This window comes from Stenotrophomonas riyadhensis, from assembly GCF_040256885.1.
GTDB lineage: Bacteria > Pseudomonadota > Gammaproteobacteria > Xanthomonadales > Xanthomonadaceae > Stenotrophomonas > Stenotrophomonas riyadhensis.
On record NZ_CP155568.1, the window covers coordinates 4,488,875 to 4,515,593 of the forward strand.

Consider the following 26,719-nt stretch of genomic DNA (forward strand, 5'->3'; position numbering starts at 1 on the left):
GCAATGTGGCGGCGGCGTTCAGGCAGCGCCGCCGCCGCACGGTCGCTTACTTGACCTTGGCGTAGGTGCCCTTCAGCGCCACACCGGCGACGAAGGTGCCGGCCCAGCACTCGTAGTTGGTCGTGCTCTTGAACTCGTTCTTCTTGTAATAGCTGACGATGTCGACCACCGCGTTGGCGCCGCGCGACCTGGCGCCGTCCTGCAGCGCGCGCAGCGCCGACAGCGCAACCCAGCGGCAGGCCTCCGCGTCGCTCTTGTTGGCGGCGTTGGTCTTCTTGTTGGTCACGTCTTCGCCCAGGCGCTGCTGCACGCTCACCGGCTGTCCCGCCAGGTAGAAGCGCACGCTGCCGTCGATGCCGGCGTCCTTGGCAGCCTGCGAGCTGACCAGCTCCTGCAGGGACTGCTCGACGCGGGTATCGCGGGCGGAGGCGGTGGAGGTCAGGGCCAGCAGCGCGGTGGCCGTGGCGATCATCAGGGTGCGGCGCATCGGAACATCTCCTTGTCGAGGGTGCGGGTGGGTAGCGGAAACAGTGCAGTGAAGCGGTGGATCACTCGCGCCAGCGGCGGAACACCAGCGAGGTGTTGATGCCGCCGAAGGCGAAGTTGTTGCTCATCACGTATTCGGCCTGCAGTTCGCGGCCCTGCCCGGTGATGAAGTCGAGCTGGCCACAGCGCGGATCGACCTCGGCCAGGTTCAGGGTGGGCGCGAACCAGCCGGCGCGCATCATCTCGATGCTCAGCCAGGCCTCGAACGCGCCGCAGGCACCCAGCATGTGGCCGACATAGCTCTTCAGCGAGCTGATCGGGATGCGGCTGCCGAACACCTGCGCGGTCGCCTGGGTCTCGGCGATGTCACCGTGGTCGGTGGCGGTGCCGTGGGCGTTGACGTAGTCGATCTGCGCCGCGTCCAGCCCGGCATCCTCCAGCGCCAGGCGCATGGCCTGGGCCATGGTGTCGGCACTGGGCTGGGTGACGTGCTGGCCATCGCTGTTGGTGCCGTAGCCGACCACCTCGGCAAGGATGGTGGCGCCACGCGCCTGCGCGTGCTCCAGGTCTTCCAGGATCAGCGTGCAGGCGCCCTCGCCCAGCACCAGGCCATCACGGCCGGCATCGAACGGGCGCGGGGTGGTCTGTGGTGCATCGTTGCGCACGCTGGTGGCGAACAGGGTGTCGAACACCGCCGCGGCGGTGGCATCGAGCTGCTCGGCACCGCCGGCCACCATCACCGTCTGCTTGCCGCTGCGGATGGCCTCATAGGCCGCGCCCACGCCCTGGCTGCCCGAGGTGCAGGCACTGGAGGTGGTGTAGACGCGTCCGGACAAACCAAAGAACACACCGATGTTGACCGGCGCGGTGTGGCTCATCATCTTCAGGTAGGTGGTGGCACTGATGCCTTCGGTGGTGAATTCGTTGAGCATGCGCCCGAATTCGCCGGTGGCCTCGTGGCTGCCCGAGGACGAGCCGTAGGCCACGCCGGTACGGCCACTGCGCAGCACCGGGTGCTCGTGCAGGCCAGCCTCGCGCAGTGCCACCTCGGTGGCGCGCACCGACATGATCGCGACCTTGCCCATCGAGCGGGTGGTCTTGCGGTTGTAGTTCGGCGGCAGCTCGAAGTCCTGCGCCGGCGCGGCCAGCTTGGTGTTCAGGCCAGCGTAGACATCCCATTCGGGCATCGTGCGCACGGCATTGCGGCAGCTGCGCAGGTGCGCTTCGATGGTGGGCCAGTCGTGGCCGAGCGGACTGATGGCAGCGGCACCGGTGACCACCACGCGACGATCGGCAGCCATCAGAGCATGCCTCCGTTCACCGAGATCACCTGGCGGGTGATGTAGCCGGCCGGCTCGGACAGCAGGAACGCCACCGTGGCCGCCACTTCGTCGGGACGACCGACGCGGCCGGCGGGAATCAGCTTGAGCGCGTGTTCGATCACTTCATCGTTGAGCATTTCGGTCTCGATCAGGCCCGGGGCCACGCAGTTGACGGTGATCTGGCGGCTGGCCAGTTCCAGTGCCAGCGCCTTGGTGGCACCGATGATGCCGGCCTTGGCGGCGCTGTAGTTGACCTGCCCGCGGTTGCCGGCCAGGCCGGACACCGACGACAGGGTGACGATGCGACCGGGCTTGCGCCGCCGCACCATCGGCATGATCAACGGATGCAGTACGTTGTAGAAGCCATCCAGATTGGTGTGGATCACCTGGTCCCAATCGTCCGCCGACAGCGCCGGGAAGGCGCCATCACGGGCGATGCCGGCGTTGCAGACCACGCCGTAGTACGCGCCGTGCGCTTCGACATCGGCCTCCAGCGCCGCGCGTGCGGCCTCGCGGTCGGCTACGTCGAACGCCAGCACGCGGGCCTGCTGGCCCAAGGCCTGGATCTCGGCCACCACGGCCTGTGCTTCTTCCAGGCGGCTGCGGCAATGCACCACCACGTCGAAGCCATCGCGCGCGATGCGCAGCGCAATGGCCCGGCCGATGCCCCGGCTGGCGCCGGTCACCAGCACACTTCGATTCCCTGTCATGCCTGTCCACTCTCCAGATAGGCCATCGCGTCGGCCGGCTCGAACACCGACACGTTGGCTGTCGCCCATTCGTCCTCGCCCGCCAGGATGCGGCAGGCGAACATCCCCAATCCATTGTCGCCCAACAGCTCGCAGCGCGCCTGTACGCGCAGCCGGGTGCCACTGGGAAAGCCGCTGCAGCGGCTGCTGTAGCGCCGGCTGCCAAGCAGGAAGCCGAGCTGCGGCGGATTGCCGGCCGCACGTGCACGGCAACCGGCCCAGGCCGCGATGGCCTGCGCCATGTATTCGATGCCGACCCACGCCGGCACTTCGCCGTTCTCCACGAACAGCCCGGCTTCGGGCACCACCAGTTCGGCCTCGATGGCCTCCTGGTCCCACTGCGTGATGCGCTCCAGCAGGCACATGTCCTGACGGTGCGGCACCACGTCCTCGATCGCGTACAGGGTGTTCATCGGCGCTCCAGCGCCAGCACGGCATTGCTGCCGCCGAAGGCGAACGAATTGCTCAGCACCCGCCGCGGCGCCTGCGCCAGGCGGGAGCCCGGCGCGACCAGCGGCAGCACCGGCAGTGCGGGGTCGGCCACGCCGTCCCACCAGTGCGGTGGCAGCTGCTGCTGCGGGTTCTCGGCCAGCAGGATCCAGCACAGCGCTGCCTCGATCGCACCCGAAGCGCCCAGCGTATGGCCGGTCAACGGCTTGGTGGAGCTGGCCGGTACGCCATTGCCCAGCACCTGCGAGACCGCCAGGCTTTCCATCGCATCGTTGTGCCCGGTGGCGGTGCCATGCAGGTTCACGTAGTCCACTTCGTCGGCGCCCCAGCCCGCACGCAGCAGTGCCTGCTGCAGCGCGTCGATGGCGCCCAGCCCCTGCGGATCCGGCGCCGACATGTGATGGGCATCAGCCGATTCGCCCCACCCGGCCAGGCACACCGGACCCGGCTCGCGGGTAAGCAGGAACAGCGCGGCGCCCTCGCCGATGTTGATGCCGGCGCGGTGCTGCGAGAACGGATTGCAGCGCAGGGCCGACACCGATTCCAACGCGCTGAAGCCGGCCACGGTGAAGCGGCACAGCGAATCGGCACCGCCGGCAATCACCGCATCGACGATGCCGGCGCGCAGCATGCGCGCGGCCGACATCAGCGCCTTGGCGCTGGACGAACAGGCGGTGGACAGGGTCCATGCCGGCCCCTGCGCGCCGCTGCGCTGGCGCACGAACTGCGCGGCGGTGCCCATTTCCTGCTGGGCATAGTCGAACCCGGTCGGCCACTGGCCCTGCTCGGCGTGGCTGCGCAGGGCCTGCTCGGATTCACCGATGCCCGAGGTGCTGGTGCCCAGCACCACCGCCACGCGCTCGGCGCCATGGCGGGCGATCGCGGCGGCCACTGCCGGTGCGATCTGCGCCAGTGCCACGTCCAGTAGCGCGTTGTTGCGCCCGCGCAGGGGCACCGGCAGGTCCTCCAGCGCCGGCAGCGGCGTGCGCACTTCGCCCAGTGCCAGGGTGCGCCCCGGCAGCAGGCTGTCGTTGTCGCTGAGGCCGCCCGGCACATCGGCGAACATGGCCGAGGCCACCGCGGCGCGGCCATCGCCGAGCGCACAGACCACGCCCAGGTCGTTCAGGTAGATCGGTGCACTCATCGGTCCGGCCCGGCCATGTCGATCGATTCGATGCGCAGCGCGTAGCCTTCGGCGCGGTTGTCCAACTGCACACTGCCATCGTCCAGGCGCTGCAGCTGCAGCCACACCGTGCCGTCGCGCGACAGGCTGCGCTGATGGCCGTCATCGCTGACCTGCCAACCTGCCGGCAACGCGGCGGCGATGGCCGCGGTCGGCCACAGCGCGAACTGCAGGTCATCCAGTACGCGCTCGGCACGCACCTGCGGCGGCAGCCACGGCGCGCGCTGCTGGGTCAGCTGCTGGCCGTCCCACTGCAGGCGCACGCCGGTCTGGCCCATCGCCTGCACCGCCAGCTGCACCTGCTGCGCATCGGCTTCCAGCAGAGCATCCAGGTCGCGCTCATGCGTGCCGAAGCGGAAATGCAGCTGCTGCTGCAGCGCCAGCGGCGCCGGCAGGCTGGCCGGTGACAGGCGCAGCGGCGGCAGCTCCACCAATGGCTTGGGCATGCGGCCGGCACACGCGGCCAGCAGCAGGCACAGCAACAGCGCTGCAGTACGGGCGATCAGGCGCTGCACAGCTGCTCCAGCACGCGCATGCGGCGGCCGCTTTCGTCGGCCACGTACGGGTTGTTGGTGTCCCAGGCGTAGCCGGCCAGGATGGAGCTGATCATGTCGCGCACTTCAGGCTGCTGCTGCGGGTGGTAGATGATCTTCTGGAAACCGCCTTCGTACCAGCTTTCGACGAAGCGGCGGAAGGTCTTCACACCGGCGCGCAGCGGGATCGAGAAGTCGGCTTCCCAGTCGACGGTTTCGCCGGCATAGCGGCGCGCCAGGCACTCGCTGGCCAGCTGCGCGGACTTGAAGGCGATGGTGACGCCGGAGGAGAACACCGGGTCGAGGAACTCGCCGGCATTGCCCAGCAGGGCGTAGCCCCGGCCCCACAGCGAACTGACATTGGCCGAGTAACCGGTGATCCGCCGCACCGGCAGCACCGCCCATTCGGCGTTGGCCAGCAGCCGGGTCAGGTTGGGGTCCTCGCCGACGATGGCCTGCAGCTTCTGCAGGTCGTCGCCTTCGTAGCGCTCGAAGAACGACGGCTCGGCGACCACGCCCAGCGAGCAGCAGCCGTTGGAGAACGGGATCGTCCAGTACCAGACGTCGATGTGCTCGGGATGGGTGGTGATCAGGATCTTGTTGCGATCGAAGTCCGCTTCGGCCGGAATGTTGTCGCGCACGTGGCAGAAGATCGCCCCGCGCACCGGGAAGTTGGACGGCGATTCCAGCTGCAGCAGGCGCGGCAGCAGGCGCGCGAAGCCGGAGGCGTCGAGGATGAAATCGGCCTCGATGCGGTACTCGCTGCCATCCGGACGACGCACGGTCACCGCCGGATGCTCGCCCGGCTCGACCGCAAGCACTTCATCGCCGAAGCGCAGCGTAGTGCCCATGCGCTCGGCACCGCGCGCCAGCACGTTGTCGAAGTCGGCGCGCTGCACCTGGTAGGTGGTACCCCAACCCGGCGAGAACTTCTTCCTGAAGTCGAACGCGGTACGCGCCTCGCCATGCACGAAAGCGGCGCCGTTCTTGTGCTGGAACCCGGCCTCGACCACGTCCTGCAGCAGGCCTGCCGCTTCGATGTACTCCATGCTTTGCGGCAGCAGGCTTTCACCGATCGAGAAGCGCGGGAACTGCTGACGCTCCAGCATCAGCACCTGGCGACCCTGCTGGCGCAGCATCGCGGCGGCCACCGAGCCGGCCGGGCCCGCACCGATGATCAGGATTTCAGTACGTTCGACAGCATCCACAGCAGTATTCATCGGTGCGTCCTTGTTGCTCGATCAAGTGGAAAGAAGGAAGTCGGGAAACAGGCTCAGGCCGACGGCAGGTCGTGCGGCGGCGGCCTGAACAGCGGCGAGATCAGCCAGACCAGGCCGATGCCGAACAGCAGGGTCAGGCCGAACGCGCGCAGCGCCGGGGTCTGCGACAGGCCCAGCAGGCCGAACGACAACCAGGTGCTGGCCGCGCCCACGCACACCGCCAGCCAGGCGCTGGCATCGCCACGGTGCTCGATCAGGAAGATGCCGTAGTCGATGCCCATGCCCAGCAGCAGCATCAGTGCCAGTACGTTGAACAGCTGCAGCGGCTGGCCGAACAGGCCCAGCAGGCCCAGGGTCAGCGCACCGGCAATCAGGGTCGGCGCAAACACGCGCCAGGCCTGGCGGCGGTAGCGCAGCCACAGCGCGCCGAACACCAGCACGATGCCGACCAGCAGCAGCCCGCCCATCAGCTTGCGGTAGTGGCCCAGCAGCATGGAGAAGTCGGCGGTGCGATCCACCCAGCGCACGCCCGGCAGGCCTTCGGCCGCGCCCTGCAGGGTGGCCAGCGCATCGGCGCGCGACAGGTCATCGACCATCACCACGCTGATCATCTGCCCACCGACCTCACCCACCCACAGATGACGGAACGGCTGCGACGCCGGCGAGGCCAGGAACGCCTCTGCGGTCAGTGCCTTCGCGGCGAAGTCCGGGCGCGGCAGCGGTTCGCCGACCGCCTCGGACACCGCATCCAGCACGCCCGGTTCCACCTTCGCGGTCAGCGCGGCATCGGCCTGCTGGCGTGCCGGCGACGGCAGCCAGTCGCTGATCGCGCGGTAGCCACCAATGCGCTTGTCGTTGGCCAGCACACGCAGGCGTTCGGTCAGCGCTTCCTCACGCTGCAGCAGCTGCGCGGCGTCCGCACCCTGCACCAGGTAGAACTGCGCCGGGCTGGGCATGCCCAGCAGCTGGCTCAGGCGGATCTGCTGCGCCATCAGCGCCGGCGGCGAAGACTGCAGGCTGCGCAGGTCGTCGTTGCTGTGCAGGCGGGCGATGCCGATGGCAGACAGCGCCAGCGTGATCACCACGAACACCGTCACCGGGCGACGGCCATGCAACCGCGGGAAGCGCTCCAGCGTGTTGCCCAGCCACTGCGAGAAACGGGTCTGGCGGATCTCACCGCCATCCAGCCACGGGAACCAGAAGATCACCGTAAGGAAGGCGGCAGCCAGGCCGACCACTGAGAACAGCGCCATCTGGCGCAGGCCCGGGAACGGGGCCAGGCCCAATGCCAGGTAGGCCAGCGCACTGGTCAGCAGCGCCAGCCAGAGGCCAGGCAGCAGGTGCCGCAGCAGTTTCCAGCGACGATCAGCCGGCTCGGCCTGGCGCGAAGCGAACCAGTGGATGCCGTAATCCTCGGCCACGCCCACCAGCGATGCACCGAACACCAGGGTCAGCACGTGCACCTTGCCGAATACCAGCACGGTCACCGCCAGCGCCACGCCACAGCCGATCAGCAATGACGCGGCCACCAGCAGGATCGGCCGCAGCGAACGGAACGCCAGCCACACCAGCAGCAGTACCGCCGCCAGTGAGCCCCAACCGATCGTGTTGATCTCCTGGTTGGCCTGCACCGCGGCCGCTTCGGCATGCAGCGGCACGCCGGCATGCAGGATCTCCAGATCCGGAGCGGCCGCTTTTGCTGCCTGCCCGGCACGTTCCAGCAGGCCGTCAAGATGGCGTTCGCCGTCGAGCTGGAACGCCGAACCCGGCGTGTCGAACTGCAGCGCGGCCCAATGCCTGTCCTCGGCTTCGAGCAGGCCGTCATCACCCAGCCGCAGTCCCGAACCCTGCGCCTGCTGCTGCCACCACTGCGGCCACAGCGACAACGGGTCCTGCCGCCAGTCGGTCAGGCGCGGCGCGCCCATCGGGCCGTACAGCGCGGCCAACGCCTGTTCGGCCAACGCGCCCGGCTCGCTGCCCTGCAGCTGCTCGCGCTGGGCCGGGGTCAGCAGGCGGTCACGGTACGGCGCGTAGAACGCGCGCGCCTCATCGAACCAGCCTTCGATCGAGCCGCTGGGCACCAGCAAGGCGTGATCGGCGTCCTTGGCCATGGCCGCGGCAAAAGCCGCCTGCGCACGCTTGGCGGCAGCGCCGTCCTTGCTGCCCAGCAGCACCACCACCTGCCGCGAACTGCCATCGGCGATGCGCCGGGTGACATCGCTCAACAGGCGGTCGTGTGCATCCTGCGGCAGCAGGGCGAGGATGTCGGTGTCGATCCGCGATTGCTGGCTCCACAGGCGCCACTGCTGCGCGCCCATCACCAGCAGCACCAGCAGCCAGGCAATGCCCAGCAAGTGCCACCAGCGCCGCAACCGCTCCGGTGCGTTCGATGCGGCACCCTCACTCAAAGCGGCGCGCCTCGTCGGCATTGAGCGTGGCCGGCGTCTCGCTCAATGCGCTGAACTGGATCTGCGTGCGGTCCTTGTTGGCCTCCACGATCTCGACCTGGCGCACGTAGCGGTCACCCTGCAGGGTCAGCGATTCGAAAGCCTTGGCCAGCATCGCCGACTTCGGCGTCAGGCGCAGCCGCCAGCCCTGTCCTTCACGGCTGGCCGCCACGTTGAACTGGCTGGACAGCGCCTGCACGTCGCCACTCATCAGCGCGAACATGATCGCGTTCACCGAACGCATCGCCGGCTGCTGCCGTGCATCGAGCTCGACACGGGTGCTGCCATCGCGCTGGCGACTGAGGATGCGGTCGGCGGTGACCACTACTTCGGAAGGGAACGGCTTGAGCGTGGTCCAGATCACGCCGTGCTGGCGCGCGACCACGAACCGGCCCTGCGAGCGCAGCGGGTTCTTGAAGCCGCTGACCTGCTTTTCCTGGCTGAACTGGCCGCGCAGCACGTCCGGCCGCGCCACCGCCTGGGTAATCGCATCGATGGCGGGGTCGGCGGCCTGCACCAGCGGTGCGGCCAGCAGCAGCAACGCGCACAGCAGTGCGCGCGCAAAACGGTTGGCTCGGTTCATGGCGCAGGCACTCCCAGGCGTTCCCACAGTACCGGCGGGCACTGGTACAGCATTTCCTTGCTGGTCGCGTCCACCGCAACCTGGATGGTCATCGCACGGGTCAGCACCTGGCCGCTCTGCGCATCGAGAATTTCGTACTCGATCTTCAGCCGGTTCTCCCATTCCACGATGCGCGCGATCACGCGCAGGGCCTGGTTGAACAGCAACGGACGCACGTACTTCACCCGCGCATCGACCAGCGGCCACAGGTAGCCCGATTCAAGCATCTGCGGGTAGTCGTAGTCGTAGCGGCCGAGCAGCGCGCAGCGCGCGATCTCGAAGTACTTGAAGTAGTTGCCATGCCAGACCACATTCATCGGATCGCAGTCATGGAAGGCGGGGGTCAACGCAATCTCGCCAACCCGTTCGATGGCCTCATTCACCGGCATACAGCTCCCAACGTTGCGCGCGGATCTCCACCAGCAGTTCCCGCAGTTCGCGATCCAGCGCGCGGTCTTCTTCAACCAGGGCGATGCGCTGCCCCAGGTCGGCGTACATGTCGGCCAGACTGCCATGCAGCTGCGCGTTCAGGCCAACCCGTTCGCGCAGCGCCAGGCCCTGGCGGGCAGCGATCAGCATCGCGGCCACCACCTGTTCAGTCAGCTCGATCACGCGCAGGCAATCGCGCGCGGCAATGGTGCCCATGCTGACCTTGTCCTGGTTGTGGCACTCGGTGGAACGCGAGAACACACTGGCCGGCATGGTCTGCTTCAGCGCTTCGGCAGTCCAGGCCGACACGCTGATCTGCAGCGCCTTCAGGCCATGGTTGATGGCCGCGCGCGGGCCAGTGGCCGCCGACAGGTTGGCCGGCAGGCCATGGTTGTAACGGGCATCGACCACCAGCGCCAGCTGCCGGTCGAGCAGATCGGCAACGTTGGCCACGGTGTTCTTCAGGGTGTCCATCGCCAGCGCGATGTGGCCGCCGTAGAAGTGGCCGCCATGCAGGATGCGCTCGCCGTCGGCATCGATCAGCGGGTTGTCGTTGGCGCTGTTCAGTTCGGTTTCGATCAGCTGGCGCAGGAACGGCAGGCTGTCCTCCAGCACGCCGATCACATGCGGCGCGCAGCGCAGCGAGTAGCGGTCCTGCAGGCGCTGTTCATTGCGCGGCGGACGCTCACTGTGCAGGTCGCTGCGCAGGCGCGCGGCGATGCGGCCCTGGCCAGGATGCGGCTTGGCTGCGAACAGGGTTTCGTCGAAGTGGTGCGCATTGCCGTCGCTGGACAGCACGTTGAACGCGGTCAGGCGCGTGGCCATGCGCGCCAGGTAGTCGGCGCGCTGCCAGGCCAGGCAGGCCAGGCCGGTCATCACCGCGGTACCGTTCATGATCGCCAGGCCTTCCTTCGGCCGCAGCTTCAGCGGGGTCATGCCGATCTTCGCCAGCACCTCGGCCGCCGGCTGCACGCGACCGTCGTGCAGCACCTCGCGCTCGCCGCACAGCACCGCCGCCACGTACGACAGCGGCGTCAGGTCACCGCTGGCACCCACCGAGCCTTCGGCCGGAATCAGCGGCAGCACGTCGTGCTGCAGCAGCGTGGCCAGGCCTTCCAGCAGCGGCACGCTGACACCGGACATGCCGCGCACCAGCGAGGCCAGGCGCGCGGCCAGCACCGCACGGGTCTCTACCGGGTCCAGGTAACGGCCCAGGCCACAGCCATGGTAGGTGTACAGGTGGTGTGGCAGCTCAGCCACCAGCGCCGGCGGGATGTTCACCGTGCACGAATCGCCATAGCCGGTGGTCACACCGTAGATCACACCGTCCTCGCGCAGCAGGCGATCAAGGAAGTCGGCACCGCGCTGGATGTGCGCGCGGAACGCCGGCGCGTCGCTCAGCGCGGCCTCGCACTGGCGCTGGGCCAGGGCAACCACATCTTCGATGGTCAACGGTGCATCGCCAAAGCGGCACACGGGTACGGCGTCAGTCGTCATGCGGAGCCTGATCCCAGAAGGGGAAGAAATTGAACCAGTCCAACGGGGACTGGATGACCTGGAGTTCCAGCCAGCGCGCGAAGCGCTGCGCCTGTTCGGCCAGTGCGGCGTCGCGCGAGCCACGCGGCAGCACGATGCGTTCGGCGAACTGTTCGAATGCCACGCGATAGCCCTCGCCCTGGTGCAGGCAGGCCATGGTGTAGACCGGGCAACCCAGCGCGGCGGCGAGCACATAGGCGCCGATCGGGAACGGCGCGCGGTGGCCAAGGAAATCGGCGGTGACGCTGCGGCCGCCCTGCACCGGCGTGCGGTCGCCGACGATGGCGACGAAGCCACCCGCCGCCACGCGCTCGGCCAGCATCACCGCCGTGGCCGGGCCCATTTCGGTTACCTGCACCAGTTCCACCGCTGCCAGTGGGTCCAGCCGCTGCAGCAGGCGGTTGAAGCGCTGCGCGTGCGCGGTATGCACCAGCACGGTGATGCGGAAGCCCGGCACCTGTTCGGCCAGCACCTGGCACAGTTCCAGGCAGCCGATGTGCGCAGTGAGGATCAGCCCGCCTTCGCGGCGCGCGATCTTCTCCAGCACCAGGTCGCGATGCAGGTGGATGCGTTCGGCCGGATAGCGCCCGCCCAGGCCCAGGATCTTGTCCAGCATCGTGTCGGCAAACGCGAAGAAGTGGCGCAGGCTGTCACCCCGGGTCGGCGCGCGACCCAGCGCACCACTGTGCGCCTGCAGGCGCTGCAGGTACTGCATCGAGGCCTGGCGGCCGACGCGGTTGCCCAGCCAATGGCAGGCCACCACCGGCCACACGCACAGGCGGAACGGCCAGCGCCCGAACCAGCGGTGCACCCAGCACAGGAACAGCACGCCGGCCACCGACGTCGATTCGCCGATGTCGGCCCAGTGCGGGGCACCCTGCGCGGCAGCCATCTCAGCGCCGCCCCCACAGGCGGCGCCACAACAGGCGCGGTGCGCGCCAGAGCATGCCGAAGAACAGGCGGGTATGCATACGGCTGATGCGCACGTTGTCGCGCCACACATCGAAGTGCGACACGCCATCGGAGGGATAGGTCACGCGGGTGGCCAGATGCTCGACCGGCACCTGCCGCCAGTACAGGCGCACCATCACTTCGGTATCGAAATCCATGCGCCGGCCGATGGTTTCTTCACCGATCAGGCGCAGTACCGGCGGCAGCGGATACACGCGGAAGCCGCACATGGTGTCGCGCAGGTGCAGCGACAGCGTGTTGATCCAGACCCAGATGTGGGTGGCGTAGCGGCCGTACAGACGCGCCTTCGGCACGCTGGCGTCGTAGGCGGGGATACCGCAGATCACCGCATCCGGATGCACGCGCGCGGCCTCGATGAAGCGCGGTAGATCGCGGGTGTCGTGCTGGCCGTCGGCATCGATCTGCAGCACGTGGCTGTAGCCACGCGCGGCCGCCTCGGCGAAACCGGCCAGCATCGCCCCGCCCTTGCCCTGGTTGATGTCCAGGCGCAGCAGGTCGACCCCCTGGCGCTGTGCCAGCGAACGCAGTGCTGCCGCGCACGCCTCATGCGAGCCATCGTCGACCAGCAGGCACGGCAGGCCGGCGGCCTGCACGCCGTCGACCACCGCCGCGATGGCGTGCTCGTGGTCGTAGACGGGAATCACCACCAGTGGCGCGAACGCGGCACCGGCACCGGCCGGGTCAGTCCGCATCGGCGAAAACCACCTTGCCGCTGGCATGCACACCATGGCTGGAGGTGTAGCGGAAGGCCAGCACGTTGCGTGCGGCATCCCAGTCCAGCTGCAGGGTCAGCTCATCGCCCGGGCGGGCCACGTGCTGGAACTTCACCGCATCCATGCGCAGGAACACTGCCGGCATCGCGAACACCTGGCGGCCAAAACGTACCGCCCAGTCCAGCTGTGCCACGCCGGGCAGGATCGCCGCCTGCGGGAAGTGGCCCAGGAACGGCCGCAACGCGGGATCGAGGGTCATGCGCAATGTAGCGCTGGCCGCATCGCGGTGATCCCAGACCGGCACCGGCATCAGCGGTTGGAACAGCGCTGCCAGTGCCGCCTGGGTGACCTTGCCCTGTGCGTTGATCGGCAGCGCCTGCACCAGTCGCCAGCGGCGCGGCCGGGTGACGGCGTCATGGCCCTGTGCCAGGCGTGCCCCCAGACGTTGCGCGAGCGCGCGACGCGCGGCATCGCCACCGGCCAGCAATGCCGGGTCAGCCGGCACCACCACGGCGGCCAGCTGCTCGCGCTGCCCGGGCAGCACCAGCACGCGCACGTCATCCACTTCGGTGTCTTCGCGCAACGCACGTTCCAGTGCATCCAGCGAAACGCGGCGCTCTTCAATCTTGACGATGCGGTCGGCGCGGCCCAGCAGGCGGAAGCGGCCATCGGCCAACGCTTCAACGCGGTCCTGGGTACGCCACCAATCCGGGGTTTCCAGATGTGCAGAGGCCACCGCCAGGCAGCCCTCCTCGATGCGCCACTGCACGCCGGGCAGCGGCTGCCACGGCGGCAGGTCGGTGTCCCAGCGGCGCCAGGCGATGCCGCCGGTCTCGCTGCTGCCATAGACCTCGGTCGGGGCCACGCCCAGCCACTGCCGCACCTGGCGTGCGGCTTCTTCCGGCAGCGGGCCACCGGAGGAGAAGACCGCGCGCAGGCGGCCCTGCAGGCTGGCCCAGTCAAGCTGCTCAGGCAGGCGTTTGAGATGGGCCGGGGTCGCCACCAGCACCGTGTCGGTACCGGACAGCGCCGCCACCAGGTCTTCGTGGAAGAACCGGCGCGGGTGGATCAGGCGGCCGGCAGCCAGCGGCCACAGCACGCGGAACAACAGGCCATAGATGTGCTGGTGCGACACTGTGCCATGCACCTGCACGCCCTCCAGCTGCGTGCCGAACGCAGCCTGCAGCGCCTCCACCTCGCGCGCCAGCTGGTCCAGGCGCTTGCCGATCGCGCTCGGCTGGCCGGTGCTGCCGGAGGTGAACACGCACAGTTCGCAGGCACGCTCGTCCAGCGCCTGCAGTTCGTCATCCAGGGCGGCGTCCCGCGCCATCAACGGGCGGTAATCGGCGGACACGTCGCCTGCGAAGCCGCTTACCTGCGACTGCAGCGCCTGCAGCGTGGCCGGCAGGTTGTCGGCGGCCAGGAACACCCGCTTGCCGGCATGCCAGGCACCAAACAGCGCCGCGGCGAAGGCCACCGCGTCATCGAAGTACAGAGCCCAGTCACGGCCTTCGGCTGCCGCAAAGGCGCCGCGCCAGGCCAGCACCCGCTGGCGGAAGCCGGCGTGGTCGACCACCTCGCCGTCGCAGAGGCCGACGCCGCGCTGCGGCCGTGCCTCCAGCAGCAGCCGGTCCAGGGCGATCCACTCAGCCATGTGCGTGCGCCGCCTTCACCCGCCGCCGCACCAGCCACTCACCTGCGAACAACACGCCCATCATCACGTACGCCAACAATCCGTTGTAGAGCATCCAGACCCTGTCCGACGCGTACAGCGCGGTCAGCAGGGCCAGGCTGCCGTTGAAAACGAAGAAACCGCACCACACCTGGGTGACGCGGCGGGTATAGGCCACCGCGAACGGGGGCAGGTCCGGCTCCTGCAGCCGCGCCAGGCGCTCCACCAGCGGAGGCCCGAAACGCAGGCTGGTGCCAAACACCGCCAGCATCACCGCATTGACCAGCGCCGGGTACAGCTTCAACGGCAGGGCCTGGTTGAGCACGGTGGCCAGCACCGCCAGCAGGCCGGTGCCGGCGGCGGCCGCCCACCACAGTGGCTGTCGCGTGCTCAGCGCACGCAGCAGGGCCAGGGTGAACAGCAGCAGCGACAGCCAGCGCGGCTCGAAACGGCCCATCGCCAGGTACACCAGCAGTGGATAGGCAAGCGAAATCGCTGCCACCACGACGGTACGTGCGCGAGCCATGGCGAAGCCGCCGGCGCTGCGGTCAGGCGGCTGCCTGGTCCGGCAGCAGTCCATGCACGACATCGACGATGTCCTGCACGGTGCGCACGGCCTTGAACGCTTCCGGCTGCAGGTTGCGGCCGAGCAGCGGCTTCAGCTGAACGATCAGGTCGACCGCATCGATGCTGTCGATGTCCAGGTCGTCGTACAGGCGGGCCTCGGGGGTGATCCGGGCGGTTTCGATCTCGAAGCTGTCGGTCAGGATGCTGACGATGCGTTCGAACAGTTCATTCTTGGTCATGGCAATTCCTGGCGCCGTTACGACTGGCGGGCGGCGACGAACTCGCCGAGCGCGCGCACGCTGGAGAAATGGCGACGGGTTTCTTCCGAATCGGCCGAGAGGCTGACACCGTACTTCTTCTGCAGCGCCAGGCCCAGCTCCAGCGCGTCGATCGAATCCAGGCCGAGGCCCTCCACGAACAGCGGCGCGGTCGGATCGATGTCCTCCGGCGTGATGTCCTCCAGCGAAAGCGAGGAAATGATCAATTCCTTGATCTCGTGCTCAAGTGCTTGCACGGTTCGGATCTCCAGACAGGTCGAAGTAACGAGAAAGGTGCTCGGTGACGCGGCGTGCTGCCAAGGCATCCCCCCTTGGCGAGTCGTCATCGGCCAGGAAGGGCGCGATCGGGATATCTTCGCCGATCTGCAGCCGAACGTGAAAGCGACGTGAGGGGACACGATACCACTTCTGTCCCTTGGTCAACGTGGGTGGGGTACAGGTGATCCGCACCGGGGTGATGTCCAGCCGGCCCCGTACGGCGATGTTGGCGGCCCCGCGCTGCAGCCGCGGAGGCTGTCCGGGCACGCTGCGGGTGCCCTCCGGGAAGATCACCAGGGTGCCGCCGGCATGCACCGCCGCCACGCAGTCATCAACCAGGCCGGCGCCGTCATCGTTGGCGATGTAGCCGGCCGCCCGCACCGGGCCGCGCATGAACGGGTTGCAGGCCACGGCCCGCTTCACCACGCAGTCGGCGTTGGGCAGCAGCGAGATCAGGCAGACCACGTCGATCAGGGTCGGGTGATTGGCCAGCACCAGCAGACCGTCGCGCTGCAGGCGTTCACCGCCCTCGATCTGGTAGGTCATCACCCCCAGCGCGCGCATCAGGCGCAGGTGGCTGGCAAAGGCGACCTGGACCACGCGGCGGGCCCGGCGGCGGCGGACCACCGGGTCGCGCATCAGCAGCAGCACCGGCATCACCAGCACGCCCAGCAGCAGGCCGCCCACGCCGAATGCGACAAAGCTCAGGCCGGTGCCAAACACCCGCCAGGCATGATCGAGGCGGCGCAGCGCCTCAGCCACGGCGCCCCCAGCACCAGCGCTGGCCATGAGCGACATGCTCCAGCGCCGGCGCACCGGACAACAGGAACCGGTGCAGGTCCAGCGCATGCGGCAACAGACCTGGCGCGGTGGTGGCCTGGCCTTCCGCCGGATGCCACTGCAGCGACAGCGTCGGCCAGCCCTCTGCCGGGGCAGTCAGGCGCCAGCACCATGCAAAGAACGGGTCAGGTTCGTCGGCGAACGTCGCGTAAATCTGTGGAAGTGGCGATTCATAGACCACCACCCGCACCTCGCGGGCACCCTCGGCCAGCAGGCCAGCGGCTTCCAGGCAGGCCGCCTCCACCGTCGCCTGCCCGGCGGCCAGCGCCAGGTAATTGCCGCGGTGGCCGCGGGCGATGGAGTACAGCGCGGCGATCGCGTTGTGCACGGACAGGCCGAATCCGGTCGGCGACAGCGGCTGCTCGCCAACCAGCGCGCCCAGCAGGTCCATCGAACGGGCCACGTCGCCGTGGCGGCTGGCGAACACCAGCGGCACGTCACTGTCCGCGCCCTGTCCATCCTCGCACCAGCACGCGGCCTGGATCGCCATCCGGCCCAGCCGCTCGATGCGGCGGCGCTGCATCGCTGGCACTTCGGCCAGCGCCGGCGTGTCCCCGCCGTGCGGCAGGTACGGCGCATCGGCCCAGCCCAGCCACTGGCTACGCTCACTCAGGCCGGGCGCCCAGGCGGCCCAGTCGACGATGGAGAATTCGATCATTTAGCGATGGTGCTTCAACGGGAGAACGATAGGCACGAGCCACTACGGCGACGCGCGGCGGCCCCCCGTTCCTGCAGCCGTGCGTCCGTCCAGGACGTCGCCGGCTGCCCCCCTGGCCGCCGGAAAGGAGCGCACGCTAGCACGTCCCGCCCAGAGTGTGCAGGTTTCACATTCCCCAACACGGGGCCCGGCAACGGCAGGCCCCGTGTTCAATCGATCAGTGGTAACCGGTGTCGGCGTGCACCTTGCCGCGGAATACCCGGTAGGACCACGCCGTATAGCCGAGGATGACCGGCAGCAATATGACCAGCCCGACCAGCGTGAAGCCCAGCGACGACGCCGGCGCGGCGGCCTGCCACAGGGTCATCGACGGTGGCAGCAGATAAGGCCACATGCCCAGCACCAGGCCGAGGAAGCCGAGCACGAACAGGGCCAGGCTGAGCAGGAACGGCGGCAGGTCACGGCGCGGGTGGGTGGCACTGCGCCACAGCGCGGCGGCCACCGCCAGGGTCAGCAACGGCACCGGCGAGAGCCACCAGAAGTTGCCGTCGCTGAACCAGCGCGCCATCAGGCGCGAATCGAGGAACGGCAGCCAGCTGCTGACCAGGCCCATCGCCGCGATCACCGCCACCACCAGCGGCCGGGTCATCTGCCGCGCCAGCGCCTGCACGCGCCCTTCGGTCTTCAGGATCAGCCAGGTGCTGCCCAGCAGCGCATAGCCGGCCACCAGCGCGGCGCCGGTCAGCATCGCAAACGGGCTGAACCAGGCGAACGGCCCGCCCTGATAGACGCCGTCCACCAGCGGGATGCCCTGCACCAGGGTGCCGAGGATCACGCCCTGGGCGAACGTGGCCAGCAGCGAACCGAGGCCGAACGCCACGCTCCACAACCGGCGCGATCGATGCGCCTTGAAGCGGAACTCGAAGGCCACGCCGCGGAATACCAGTGCCACCACCAGCAGCAGCACCGGCAGGTACAGCGCCGACAGTAGAACTGCGTACGCCTTGGGGAACGCCGCCAGCAGGCCGGCGCCACCCAGTACCAGCCAGGTCTCGTTGCCGTCCCAGATCGGCGCGGCGGTGTTCATCATCAGGTCCAGCTGTTCCTCGTCCTCGGCGAACGGGGCAAGGATGCCGATGCCGAGCACGAAGCCGTCCAGCACCACGTACATCAGCACGCCGAAGCCGATCACCGCGAACCACGCCACCGGCAGCCAGGTCATCAGGTCCATGTCAGCGCTCCTCCAGCGGTTCGTCGGCGGCCGACAACGGACGTGCCGGGGTATGGCTGCCATGGTCCAGCGACGGCCCCTCGGCATACGGCTGCGGCCCATGCCGCAGGATCTTCACCAGGTACCAGATGCCCCAACCGAACACGAAGGCGTAGCCAACCACATAGACGCCCAGCGACAGCGCGGTCATCCACGCGCTCTGTGGCCCCACCGCATCGGCGGTGCGCAGCACGCCATACACCACCCACGGCTGGCGCCCCATCTCGGTGACGAACCAACCGGACAGCAGTGCGATGAAACCGCTGGGCAGCATCCAGTTCCAGCCGCGCAGCAGCCACGGCGAATCCAGCAGCTTCCTGCGCCACAGCTGGAACGCTGACACCCAGGCCAGCAGCAGCATCAACGTGCCCAGCCCGACCATGATGCGGAAGGCGAAGAACACCGGCGTCACCGGCGGACGTTCGCTGGCCGGCACCGAGGTGAGCGGATCGAAGGTGCCGTCCAGGCTGTGGGTGAGGATGACGCTGCCCAGCTTCGGGATGGCCACTTCGAAGTCGTTGCGCTCTTCCTTCTCGTTCGGCAGCGCGAACACCACCAGCGGCACGCCCTCGCCTTCCTTGGTTTCATGCCAATGCGCCTCCATCGCCGCGATCTTCATCGGCTGATGCTTGAGCGTGTTCAGGCCATGCATGTCGCCGACGAAGATCTGTACCGGCAAGGTCAGTGCGGCGAACGCCACCGCCGCGATCAGCATGCGCCGCCCCGCTTCCACGTGCGTGCCCTTGCGCAGGTACCACGCGCCCACGCCACCAATCACGAAACAGGTGGTGATGAACGAACCCAGCGCCATGTGCGCCAGGCGATAGGGGAACGAGGGGTTGAACACCACCTGCCACCAGTCCACCGGATGCACGATGCCGTTGACCATCTCGTAGCCGGCCGGCGTATGCAGCCAGCTGTTGGACGACAGGATCCAGAACGTGGAGAACAGCGTGCCCAGCGCCACCATGCAGGTGGACAGGAAATGCAGGCGTGGCGAGACCCGGCCCCAGCCGAACATCATCACGCCGAGGAAGCTGGCTTCCAGGAAGAACGCGGTCAGCACTTCATAGGTCAGCAACGGACCGATGACCGTGCCGGCCACTTCGCTCAATCGTGGCCAGTTGGTTCCGAACTGGAAGGCCATGACGATGCCGCTGACCACGCCCATGCCGAACGACACGGCGAAGATCTTCTGCCAGAAGAAATACAGCTCGCGCCACACGGGCAACTTCGTGCGCAGCCACCGCCATTCGATGAAGGCCAGCCAGCTGGCCGTACCAATGGTGAAGGCGGGGAACAGCACGTGGAAACTGATGACGAATCCGAACTGGATCCGGGACAACAACAACGCGTCCAAGGGACGCCTCCTGCCTGTGACCGGTGGGATACCGGACCACTTTAGGAGGATTTCGTTAAGCCGGGATGCGACCGGGTGACGCGCTGCTTCACTTTGTCGCAGGGACCGGCCGGGGAAGTGATGAACCGTCCTCAGCGCTGGGGGCCATTGGCCCCCAGTCGATTCATCATTGACGATTCTCCAGCAGGTATCCCCTGATCGCGGGGTCCAATCGGACCCTCAACGCAATCTCCTCGATCTGCGCCTCACTTAAACGATAGTTCGAGTCAGCAGGCATCTTCTTGACGAGGGGGACACTTTTCGGATTGGCGATGAACCATACATAGCCTCTCGCAACCCCAGCACGTGGCAGCCCGATCACATCGGAATCGGTCCCATCGGCCATACGCTCTGCTATGAGGCTCTTCGTATGCTCGGAGTTTTCATAGCGTGCGTTCATTGCCTGCAGCAGGGAGTTCTCATACTTCGCTCCCAATTCATCGCTCTGCATGAATCGGAAGTAGCCGTAGACGAAGCCAAGCACGACCGCAGACAGGAGAACCGCCGTTGAGACTTTCCGCATATGCGCCTCAATGATCCGGGTTGAACGACTCAAAGGCAGAGGGCGCAGTTGAGCCCTGCCAAAGCATGGAAATGCTTGCCGCGTTCATCGCTGCAATACCGCCCACCGATACTGGGAATGGGCTGCGGAACGGCATGAGCATCGAGCGAATTCCGCCGGCCGTCAGAGCGTCCTGGGTGCGCGTCGCGCAGGTGTCTCCCCAGGCTTTTACCGGTTCAGACTTGGGATTGGGCAGGCGAATTCCCCTCTTGGTCTCAAGCTGCGCGATCATTCGCGCCTCCTGCTCCGGACTGGTCTTGATCGTAATCAACGTACTGGTTCGGTACTCGGACTGCTTGTTTAGATAGTCTGTAAGTGAGCTACCGTAGTCCGTCAGGGTTCCATCGCTGTAAACACCCTTTCCCGTGAACGCGATGGCCACGTGTCCAGCGGCGTTGCCTGATGTCTCACCCCCGAGGATTACCAAGGTGTCCAGACCGAGAGGGTCCACACGGCTGATTGGATTGGCCCCGGTGTAGCTGTAGGTATTACTGCCCGCGGCCAGCCCGACCGGATCGCTTTGCACATACCGGCCTATGGCCGCGTCGTAGTCCCGGAATCCGTTGTACCAAAGCCCCGTTTCCTGATCGAAGTACTGACCGGGGAAACCGATGTTCAAACCACCGATGGAGTCCGTTCGCACAGAACGTCCATATGCATAGTTGTAGGCTTGCCAGACCACTGCCCGATCTGCGTTGCTGGCGGCCTCAGGACGGCCGAGGTGATCGCCGTGGATCTGGGAAATCGTCCCTTGCCGCGACAGTCCAACCAGCTCACCATCGAACCAAAGGTAATTGCTCCATATGCCACTGCCTCGTTCCGACATCAACCTGTTCTGCCCGGCGTACGTGTAATAGCTGGTACCGGCCGGGTTGATCTTCGCCAAGCGCTGGCCAAGCGGATTGAGAAGATACTGAGTGCCATATCCGTTGACCTGTGAGGATGTCATCCGGTTGAACGCTGAATAGCCGTAGGTGCGCTCGTCGCCAGCCGCATGCTCTGCGGTCCGGTTCCCCATCGCATCGTAGCTGTAGCTGCGTGATTCATCGCCAGGCTTGTTGGACGAGTACCCAAGCAGACGATTGCTGCCTGCATCGATGCTGAAGGTGCGGGTGTGGTTACCTTCGCCGAAAATCGTCCAGTTGCTGTTTTCATCGTAGCGCATCGTGTGGCCTTTCCCACCTCGCTGCTGCTCGGAAATACGGCCAAGACTGTCATAGCCGATCTGCTGGGAAGCACCGGGTTCAACTGCATCGTCGATTCGGGTAATTTCGTTGCCACTGCTGTAAGCGTAGGTTTTCGAAAGCACCGTTGAATTCGCGCCTGCGATAACCCTCGATTTCAAGCGCCCGTCGACGTCGAATTCCTGACGCTCCTGCAGCCCGTTGGCGAACTGCATGGATCGACGGGCACCGCCCGCCTGGTACTCTGCCTTGTCAACGAGGCGCACCGCCTGACCGTTCTGGATGACGGTCATCGCGTAGGGCGACCCATCCGAGTACTCGTATTGAACCTGCATACCATCGGGATAGGTGATGGTTCTCGGTCTGCGCATCTCGTCGTAGCTGTAGCGCATCGTCAGCAGCTGGCTGACGGTTCCCAGGCGCACGTCGTCACCGCGCTCGGCAACTTGTCCGTCCTGTGTGTAACTGAATGAGGTGATCGCTCCACCCTCTGTGACAGAGCACAACCTGCCTTTGCCGTTCATACAGTTGTCATAGCGGTAGGTCTGCACCTGCCCAGCGGCACTGGCCTGCAGCAGGCGTCCCTGGCCGTCGTACTGGTACGAGGTGTTTATGCCATCGCCGCGCGTGCTCGCCAACAACAGGCCCGCCGGACTGTACGCCAGCGTAGTCGTTCCCGAATCGGGGCTGTCCTGCGCAAGCAGGTTGCCCAGCCCGTCAAATTCATAGAGGGTAACCTTGCCACGAGGGTCTCTGATCTGGACCACGCGATCCGCCGTGTCATAGGTATATGAGGTCACCCCGCCATCGGGATGCGTCACCTTTGACATCCGCCCCAACGCGTCGTAAGTCATGACCAGCCTGCGTCCCAGAGAATCTACCGTCGCGGTGCGGCGGCCTTCTGCATCGTACTCATGGCGGGTCAGCTGACCGTTGTTTCCACGCTCAACGGTCATGCGGCCCAGTTCATCGTACTCAATCGACTTGCTGAGAATCACCGCCGACGCCAGTATCAACAATCCAGAACTCATCATTCTTCCTCGTAGCAGTTGACGCCGCTGCAGTTGGGGCCGCTGCCCTTCCCGCCAACGGTGATGCGATACTCGTGGTTCGGTCCGAAGCGGATACCCGCGTCCATCATCTGAAAGTAGCGGACGTGTGTTCTGGTCAGCGCTTCTGCAGTGGCCTCATAGCTCCAGTTGAACTGCGCTAGCTCGCCGGGGAGCACCCTGTGACCCAATGCGATCTGCTCCCCGGTGTTGAGCACCATCGCAGTACTTCCCGGATTCCAGACGGTGTTACCCGTGTTTCGTACCGTGAATGTAACGCTCCACGTCTGCTCATCACTGAGTGAAGTGCCGCGCTCGGGATTGATCAGATCAGCGCCACGCAGCATTGCGGGAACCGTAAATCCGCCCTGCGGTCCAACGAGCGAGTTCGGCCCTCCTGCCGGCGAAATGCCATGGATGAAAATACCTTTGCCGCCATGGGCACGACGCATCCCTGCGTCAAGCGGGAGAGTGAATCGATAAGCCCCTCCGCCAATCTGGCATGCCGCTGCCACTCCAGGCTCGCTTGCCTGATTCGCCGAACCCGAGACTGCGAACGTTCCTGCTCCTGCGGCCCCGCCTGCATAGAGGTGAACGTCGATGGAGCGAGCGACTCCGGTCGCGCATGCCCATCCGCGAACGTAGTAGTTCCAGTTAGAATCGTGACTGACTTCATCGATGTTCCCGACGACCATAGGCGCTGGCACGACCGAAGCTCCGCTTCCACCCAACGATCGATTCTGCCCGCCATCAACGGCGATACCGTAGACCGTTATCGTCTTCCCGCCATGCTGCAGGCGCAGATCGGCGGGCAGGCCAATGTGATACCGGTAGTTGCTTCCACCCGCCTTGCAGGACGTAGCAACCTGCGGCTCGCTCACGAGGTTGGCAGTGTTGCCACCAAGGAAGGAAGACCCGCCTGCAGCATCATTGGCGTAAACGTGGACGTCGATGGATCCGTCCATGCCCATGGAACACGCCCAGCCTTCAACGTACCAGTTCCAGTTGGTGTCGTAGGTCACGCGGTCAATCGCACCCGTCACCTGGGTGGTGACAGGGTATGCAGTTTCCATTACCTGCTCGAAGGTCACCTGCGATGCATTGTTGTAGCCGAATGCCCTTCGCGAGTACCCACCACGCTTGTTGGGAGACCACGTCTCCAAAAGACGCAGCGCGGAATCATAGTAGTTGTGGACCTGGCTGCCGTCGGGGTGGACAACCGTATCCACGAGGCCGGCGGGTGTATAGCTGTAGGTCGTGGTGAACGGCTTCCCGTCGACCGTGCTTGTTTCCTTGATCGTGCGGCCACGTGCATCGTACACATAGTCATTGATGGCGCCGTTGGCAGTCGTTATCCGACCCGGCTTTCCAAGGCCATTGTGATTCTCGAAGCGGATGCTGTGTCCCGATCCATTGGTATAGGCGATCAAGTCCCCCGCCACCGAGTACTGAAGGGTGGAGCGGTCTCCTGTACCCGGCAGTGGGCCATCGATCGTCATTTCGGCGACGAGGCCATTGCCGTGCAGGCGATAACCATAGGTAACCTGCTGCTCACGACCCGCACCAGCCGCAGTCAGGTCCTTGTTCGTGATGCTAAGGATGCGCCCCCTGGCGTCGTAGCTGTACCGTGTCGTGGCCTGGCCTGCCAGCGTCTGCGACAGCAGGCGATTGTTCGCCATGTCCCATTCGTAGGTCCAGGTCCGCGCCACGGGCGTACCTGCGGCTTCCACGCGCCGAAGGATGTGGCCCTGGCCGTCGTAGCTGTACTCGGTCACGACGCCCGCGAAGTCGGTGGTGCGTCGCTCGTAGCCGTTTTCGTCGTAGGCCTTCTCTTTGAAACTTGCAGGGCAGCTTCCGGCGGCACCGGACACCGAGACCAAGCGATCGTCTTGGTACGCATAGGTGGTCTTACGGCCCAGGGGCGTTGTCTCGGTAACATCTATGCGTACCGGAATCGCCTTTGCCGGGTCAGACGCTTGCGCGACCGGGGCCGAAGCAGCCATCGCAAACTGCTGCATGGGCTCATCCACCAGGCGTGGCCCGTGGCAGTTCTGCACACCATTGGGTCCGTACTCGCACATCCGCCGCTCTTCGTTGAATACGTAGCCGCCGGGCGGTAGCGGCGCAGGTGGCGGAATGACCGGCTTGCTGCTCTTCACATCGTAGGCGAACTGAAAGCGTTCAACGCCACCACTGTGCTGGGTCGAGGTTGCTCGCCCTTCAGCGTCGTAGGTGAAGGTCGAGTAGCGCGTGTCGTTGAATGCCTTACCGGTCAGTGCCCCGGGCAAGCGATTATCTTCGTAGAAGTACGTGATCGTGCTGCCCGGCAACAGAGCATTGGTCAGACGACCGGACCCTGCCCCACTTCCGAAGATGTTGTGGTCGTAATAGTAGCGATAGACATTCCCCGCCGGATCCGTGACCTTTGCCGCCATGCCGTTGGCCCATTCGAAGGCCACGAAGCGTCCCGACGTATGGGTCACCCGGTCGAGATAGTCCCCGCGATAGGTGAAAGTCCAACCTATTCCTTGTTCGTTCACGCGGGTGGTGATTCGCCCTGCTGCCGAGTATGTCTCATGCCCATTGACGTCGTTGAACAGGGTCAGCGAACCGTCCTGATTCCGCACGATGTAGGCGATCGGCAATGCCTTCTGTTCAACGAAGTTGCCGCTGGCGGCATCACGCTGGAAGCGGATCCGACGGCCATCGGGCCTCTGTGCCCAGATCGTCTTCCCGTCGGCGGCGACAGTAATCGAGTAGTCGAAGTTGCTCAGCCAGAATCGGCCAAAAAGACCACGGCCACTCCAGAAGGAGTTGTAGGTACGCGACAGTCGAAGCGGCATTGCACCTTCGCTGCTGAAATCGACTTCAGGTTCGACCTTATTGCCTGTCGAAAGCACAACGGGGTTGCCGCTCACTTCGCCAGCACAACGTGCCTTTTCCAGCTTGTCGGCGGTGCGCTGCTCTTCGACGCTTGGCGTGGTGATCGACCCGCCCGAACCAGCGCCGGGCCCACGATCCCAATCACCGTTGTTGCTGTTGCCACCGCCACCACCCCAGCCACCCCAGCCCATATCCACGATGCCATCGTCCCAGCATTCGACCTGGGACGCTGAGACCGGTTGGCTTTCCTGGTTGAACGTCATCCCCGTCACGGTCGTCACACAGTGGCGTGCTGCCTGCGCGTGTGGGGAGAAAGAGGAGGCTCCGAAGCCGACGATCGCCAACGCCAGAAGGCTGGGCCGACCAAGGTGGTACGAGTTTTCGAGTTGCACTTGCTGATTCCTGTCAGGCGCATTGCTCGCCATCGGGGAACGCGAAATGCTTCCGCCATCCATGGCGACACAACCAAGGCGGCGATCTTCACATTTGTATTCACAAAACACAATGTGTTCATGCTTCGTCCGGGACGTCGCTACGGCGGGGCCGGCGGGCCGGCCCAACGAGGTTGCGATTCAGCCCCGGAAGTACCAGACGCCTGCCGCCACCAACGCCCCAACCAGCACCACCTGCACCACCACGTACCACACACCACTGTCGCGCGATTCAGAAGTAATGCGCTTCTGCAGCGCCTCGCTCACATCCGGCGCGTCTTCCTGCTGCGCCTGCTCACGCAACGCCTGGGCCAGCGCGCGCTCTTCCGCATCGCGGGGGTCGGTTGGTAGGTTCACAGCAGTTCTCCAGCGGAGGCGTGCCGCGTCAGTTCCTGCTTCAGGACCTGGCGCGCGCGGTGCAGGTGGCTCTTGATGGTACCGCGCGCCAGCCCGGTCACCTGCTCGATCTCGGCCAGATCGAAATCCTCCAGGTAGTGCAACCCGACGATCAGCCGCTGTGGCGCACTCAGCCGTTCCAGTGCCGCGCCCAGCTGGCGCCCGGCCTGCAGCATCTCGCTCAGTTCGGCCGGGCCCGGGCCTTCATCACCGATGCCAAGTTCTTCCGGCACCTCCACCGCAACCATCCATTGCGCTTCCAGGCGTCGCCGTCGCAGGTGCTGCAGCGCGGTGGTGTAGGCCACCCGCGAAACCCAGGTACGCAACGAAGATTCAAATCGGAACCGGTGCAACTGGCGGAACACCGCCAGGAAGGTTTCCTGCAGCAGATCGGCCACCTGGTCGCGGTCGCCAACCATGCGACCGATCACGTGCGCGCAGGTGCGCTGATGCGCCTGCACCAGCTGCGCGAACGCCGGCTGCGAACCATCGATGATGGCGCGGACCAGAGCGCGGTCGTCATCTGCGTCGGGTATGGGCTCGGCGGGGACGTCGCGGCGACGCCCCCGCAATGCAGCCAATGCTCCACCCAGCAGGCTCATGCGCGGGG

26 protein-coding genes are annotated in these 26,719 nt (G+C 66.3%); all 26 read right to left on the bottom strand.

The genetic code is table 11. From position 1 onward, the window contains the following. Positions 1-46: 46 nt before the first annotated feature. The 26 genes from SriyCCGPB3_RS20695 to SriyCCGPB3_RS20820 all read right to left on the bottom strand — a co-directional run bounded on the left by SriyCCGPB3_RS20695 (position 47) and on the right by SriyCCGPB3_RS20820 (position 26,711). The gene (locus SriyCCGPB3_RS20695; protein WP_014038922.1) at positions 47-487 is read right to left on the bottom strand and encodes a hypothetical protein; all 441 of its coding nucleotides are present in this window, start codon (positions 485-487) and stop codon (positions 47-49) included. A 61-nt stretch (positions 488-548) separates the two neighbouring features. After that, on the bottom strand, positions 549-1,787 hold the full coding sequence (locus SriyCCGPB3_RS20700; RefSeq protein WP_110714107.1) for a beta-ketoacyl-ACP synthase: 1,239 nt from the start codon (positions 1,785-1,787) through the stop codon (positions 549-551). Next, the gene (locus SriyCCGPB3_RS20705) at positions 1,787-2,518 is read right to left on the bottom strand and encodes a 3-ketoacyl-ACP reductase FabG2 (RefSeq protein ID WP_153854808.1); all 732 of its coding nucleotides are present in this window, start codon (positions 2,516-2,518) and stop codon (positions 1,787-1,789) included. Before SriyCCGPB3_RS20705 ends, SriyCCGPB3_RS20700 begins: the two co-directional genes overlap by 1 nt. Beyond that, on the bottom strand, positions 2,515-2,970 hold the full coding sequence (locus SriyCCGPB3_RS20710) for an ApeP family dehydratase (RefSeq protein WP_110714109.1): 456 nt from the start codon (positions 2,968-2,970) through the stop codon (positions 2,515-2,517). Before SriyCCGPB3_RS20710 ends, SriyCCGPB3_RS20705 begins: the two co-directional genes overlap by 4 nt. Next, entirely contained in the window at positions 2,967-4,151 is a 1,185-nt protein-coding gene (locus SriyCCGPB3_RS20715; RefSeq protein ID WP_153854809.1) for a beta-ketoacyl-ACP synthase, read from the bottom strand. The genes SriyCCGPB3_RS20710 and SriyCCGPB3_RS20715 overlap by 4 nt, the downstream gene beginning before the upstream one ends. After that, a complete protein-coding gene (locus tag SriyCCGPB3_RS20720) occupies positions 4,148-4,705 on the bottom strand; it encodes a DUF3261 domain-containing protein (RefSeq protein WP_110714111.1) in 558 nt (185 codons plus the stop codon). Before SriyCCGPB3_RS20720 ends, SriyCCGPB3_RS20715 begins: the two co-directional genes overlap by 4 nt. Continuing rightward, on the bottom strand, positions 4,693-5,943 hold the full coding sequence (locus SriyCCGPB3_RS20725; protein WP_153854810.1) for an NAD(P)/FAD-dependent oxidoreductase: 1,251 nt from the start codon (positions 5,941-5,943) through the stop codon (positions 4,693-4,695). Before SriyCCGPB3_RS20725 ends, SriyCCGPB3_RS20720 begins: the two co-directional genes overlap by 13 nt. 53 nt (positions 5,944-5,996) lie before the next feature. Continuing rightward, positions 5,997-8,372 (bottom strand): MMPL family transporter, encoded by a 2,376-nt coding sequence (locus SriyCCGPB3_RS20730; RefSeq protein ID WP_153854811.1) that lies wholly within the window; start codon positions 8,370-8,372, stop codon positions 5,997-5,999. Further along, a complete protein-coding gene (locus SriyCCGPB3_RS20735) occupies positions 8,344-8,973 on the bottom strand; it encodes an outer membrane lipoprotein carrier protein LolA (protein ID WP_153854812.1) in 630 nt (209 codons plus the stop codon). Before SriyCCGPB3_RS20735 ends, SriyCCGPB3_RS20730 begins: the two co-directional genes overlap by 29 nt. Continuing rightward, positions 8,970-9,401 (bottom strand): acyl-CoA thioesterase, encoded by a 432-nt coding sequence (locus SriyCCGPB3_RS20740; protein ID WP_153854813.1) that lies wholly within the window; start codon positions 9,399-9,401, stop codon positions 8,970-8,972. Before SriyCCGPB3_RS20740 ends, SriyCCGPB3_RS20735 begins: the two co-directional genes overlap by 4 nt. Further along, a complete protein-coding gene (locus SriyCCGPB3_RS20745; protein WP_153854814.1) occupies positions 9,388-10,938 on the bottom strand; it encodes an HAL/PAL/TAL family ammonia-lyase in 1,551 nt (516 codons plus the stop codon). Before SriyCCGPB3_RS20745 ends, SriyCCGPB3_RS20740 begins: the two co-directional genes overlap by 14 nt. Further along, on the bottom strand, positions 10,928-11,869 hold the full coding sequence (locus tag SriyCCGPB3_RS20750; protein WP_110714117.1) for an acyltransferase: 942 nt from the start codon (positions 11,867-11,869) through the stop codon (positions 10,928-10,930). Before SriyCCGPB3_RS20750 ends, SriyCCGPB3_RS20745 begins: the two co-directional genes overlap by 11 nt. A 1-nt stretch (position 11,870) precedes the next feature. Further along, on the bottom strand, positions 11,871-12,641 hold the full coding sequence (locus SriyCCGPB3_RS20755) for a glycosyltransferase family 2 protein (RefSeq protein ID WP_350259676.1): 771 nt from the start codon (positions 12,639-12,641) through the stop codon (positions 11,871-11,873). Then, a complete protein-coding gene (locus SriyCCGPB3_RS20760; protein ID WP_153854816.1) occupies positions 12,631-14,316 on the bottom strand; it encodes an AMP-binding protein in 1,686 nt (561 codons plus the stop codon). Before SriyCCGPB3_RS20760 ends, SriyCCGPB3_RS20755 begins: the two co-directional genes overlap by 11 nt. Continuing rightward, positions 14,309-14,860 carry a hypothetical protein gene (locus tag SriyCCGPB3_RS20765; RefSeq protein WP_132811025.1) on the bottom strand — a complete coding sequence of 184 codons (552 nt, stop codon included), beginning with the start codon at positions 14,858-14,860 and terminating at the stop codon, positions 14,309-14,311. Before SriyCCGPB3_RS20765 ends, SriyCCGPB3_RS20760 begins: the two co-directional genes overlap by 8 nt. Positions 14,861-14,882: 22 nt before the next feature. After that, entirely contained in the window at positions 14,883-15,140 is a 258-nt protein-coding gene (locus SriyCCGPB3_RS20770) for an acyl carrier protein (RefSeq protein ID WP_005411609.1), read from the bottom strand. A gap of 17 nt (positions 15,141-15,157) precedes the next feature. Continuing rightward, positions 15,158-15,415: a phosphopantetheine-binding protein gene (locus SriyCCGPB3_RS20775; protein ID WP_005411610.1), complete on the bottom strand. Its 258-nt coding sequence runs from the start codon at positions 15,413-15,415 to the stop codon at positions 15,158-15,160. Next, positions 15,402-16,199, bottom strand: coding sequence for a lysophospholipid acyltransferase family protein (locus tag SriyCCGPB3_RS20780; protein ID WP_110714395.1), 798 nt, complete (start codon positions 16,197-16,199; stop codon positions 15,402-15,404). Before SriyCCGPB3_RS20780 ends, SriyCCGPB3_RS20775 begins: the two co-directional genes overlap by 14 nt. Then, positions 16,192-16,935, bottom strand: coding sequence for a beta-ketoacyl synthase chain length factor (locus SriyCCGPB3_RS20785; RefSeq protein WP_164162180.1), 744 nt, complete (start codon positions 16,933-16,935; stop codon positions 16,192-16,194). Before SriyCCGPB3_RS20785 ends, SriyCCGPB3_RS20780 begins: the two co-directional genes overlap by 8 nt. Before the next feature lie 217 nt (positions 16,936-17,152). Continuing rightward, positions 17,153-18,166, bottom strand: a complete 1,014-nt coding sequence (cydB, locus tag SriyCCGPB3_RS20790) for a cytochrome d ubiquinol oxidase subunit II (protein ID WP_005414876.1) — start codon at positions 18,164-18,166, stop codon at positions 17,153-17,155. A 1-nt stretch (position 18,167) separates the two neighbouring features. Further along, positions 18,168-19,565 (bottom strand): cytochrome ubiquinol oxidase subunit I, encoded by a 1,398-nt coding sequence (locus SriyCCGPB3_RS20795; RefSeq protein ID WP_350259677.1) that lies wholly within the window; start codon positions 19,563-19,565, stop codon positions 18,168-18,170. A 166-nt stretch (positions 19,566-19,731) separates the two neighbouring features. Next, positions 19,732-20,127 carry a hypothetical protein gene (locus tag SriyCCGPB3_RS20800; RefSeq protein WP_164162183.1) on the bottom strand — a complete coding sequence of 132 codons (396 nt, stop codon included), beginning with the start codon at positions 20,125-20,127 and terminating at the stop codon, positions 19,732-19,734. A 7-nt stretch (positions 20,128-20,134) separates the two neighbouring features. Beyond that, positions 20,135-22,381, bottom strand: coding sequence for an RHS repeat-associated core domain-containing protein (locus tag SriyCCGPB3_RS20805; protein WP_158229702.1), 2,247 nt, complete (start codon positions 22,379-22,381; stop codon positions 20,135-20,137). Continuing rightward, positions 22,381-25,737, bottom strand: coding sequence for a DUF6531 domain-containing protein (locus SriyCCGPB3_RS20810; RefSeq protein ID WP_350259678.1), 3,357 nt, complete (start codon positions 25,735-25,737; stop codon positions 22,381-22,383). Before SriyCCGPB3_RS20810 ends, SriyCCGPB3_RS20805 begins: the two co-directional genes overlap by 1 nt. A gap of 117 nt (positions 25,738-25,854) precedes the next feature. After that, positions 25,855-26,070: a hypothetical protein gene (locus tag SriyCCGPB3_RS20815; protein ID WP_099485149.1), complete on the bottom strand. Its 216-nt coding sequence runs from the start codon at positions 26,068-26,070 to the stop codon at positions 25,855-25,857. Then, positions 26,067-26,711, bottom strand: coding sequence for an RNA polymerase sigma factor (locus SriyCCGPB3_RS20820; RefSeq protein WP_099485150.1), 645 nt, complete (start codon positions 26,709-26,711; stop codon positions 26,067-26,069). Before SriyCCGPB3_RS20820 ends, SriyCCGPB3_RS20815 begins: the two co-directional genes overlap by 4 nt. Positions 26,712-26,719: the final 8 nt, after the last annotated feature.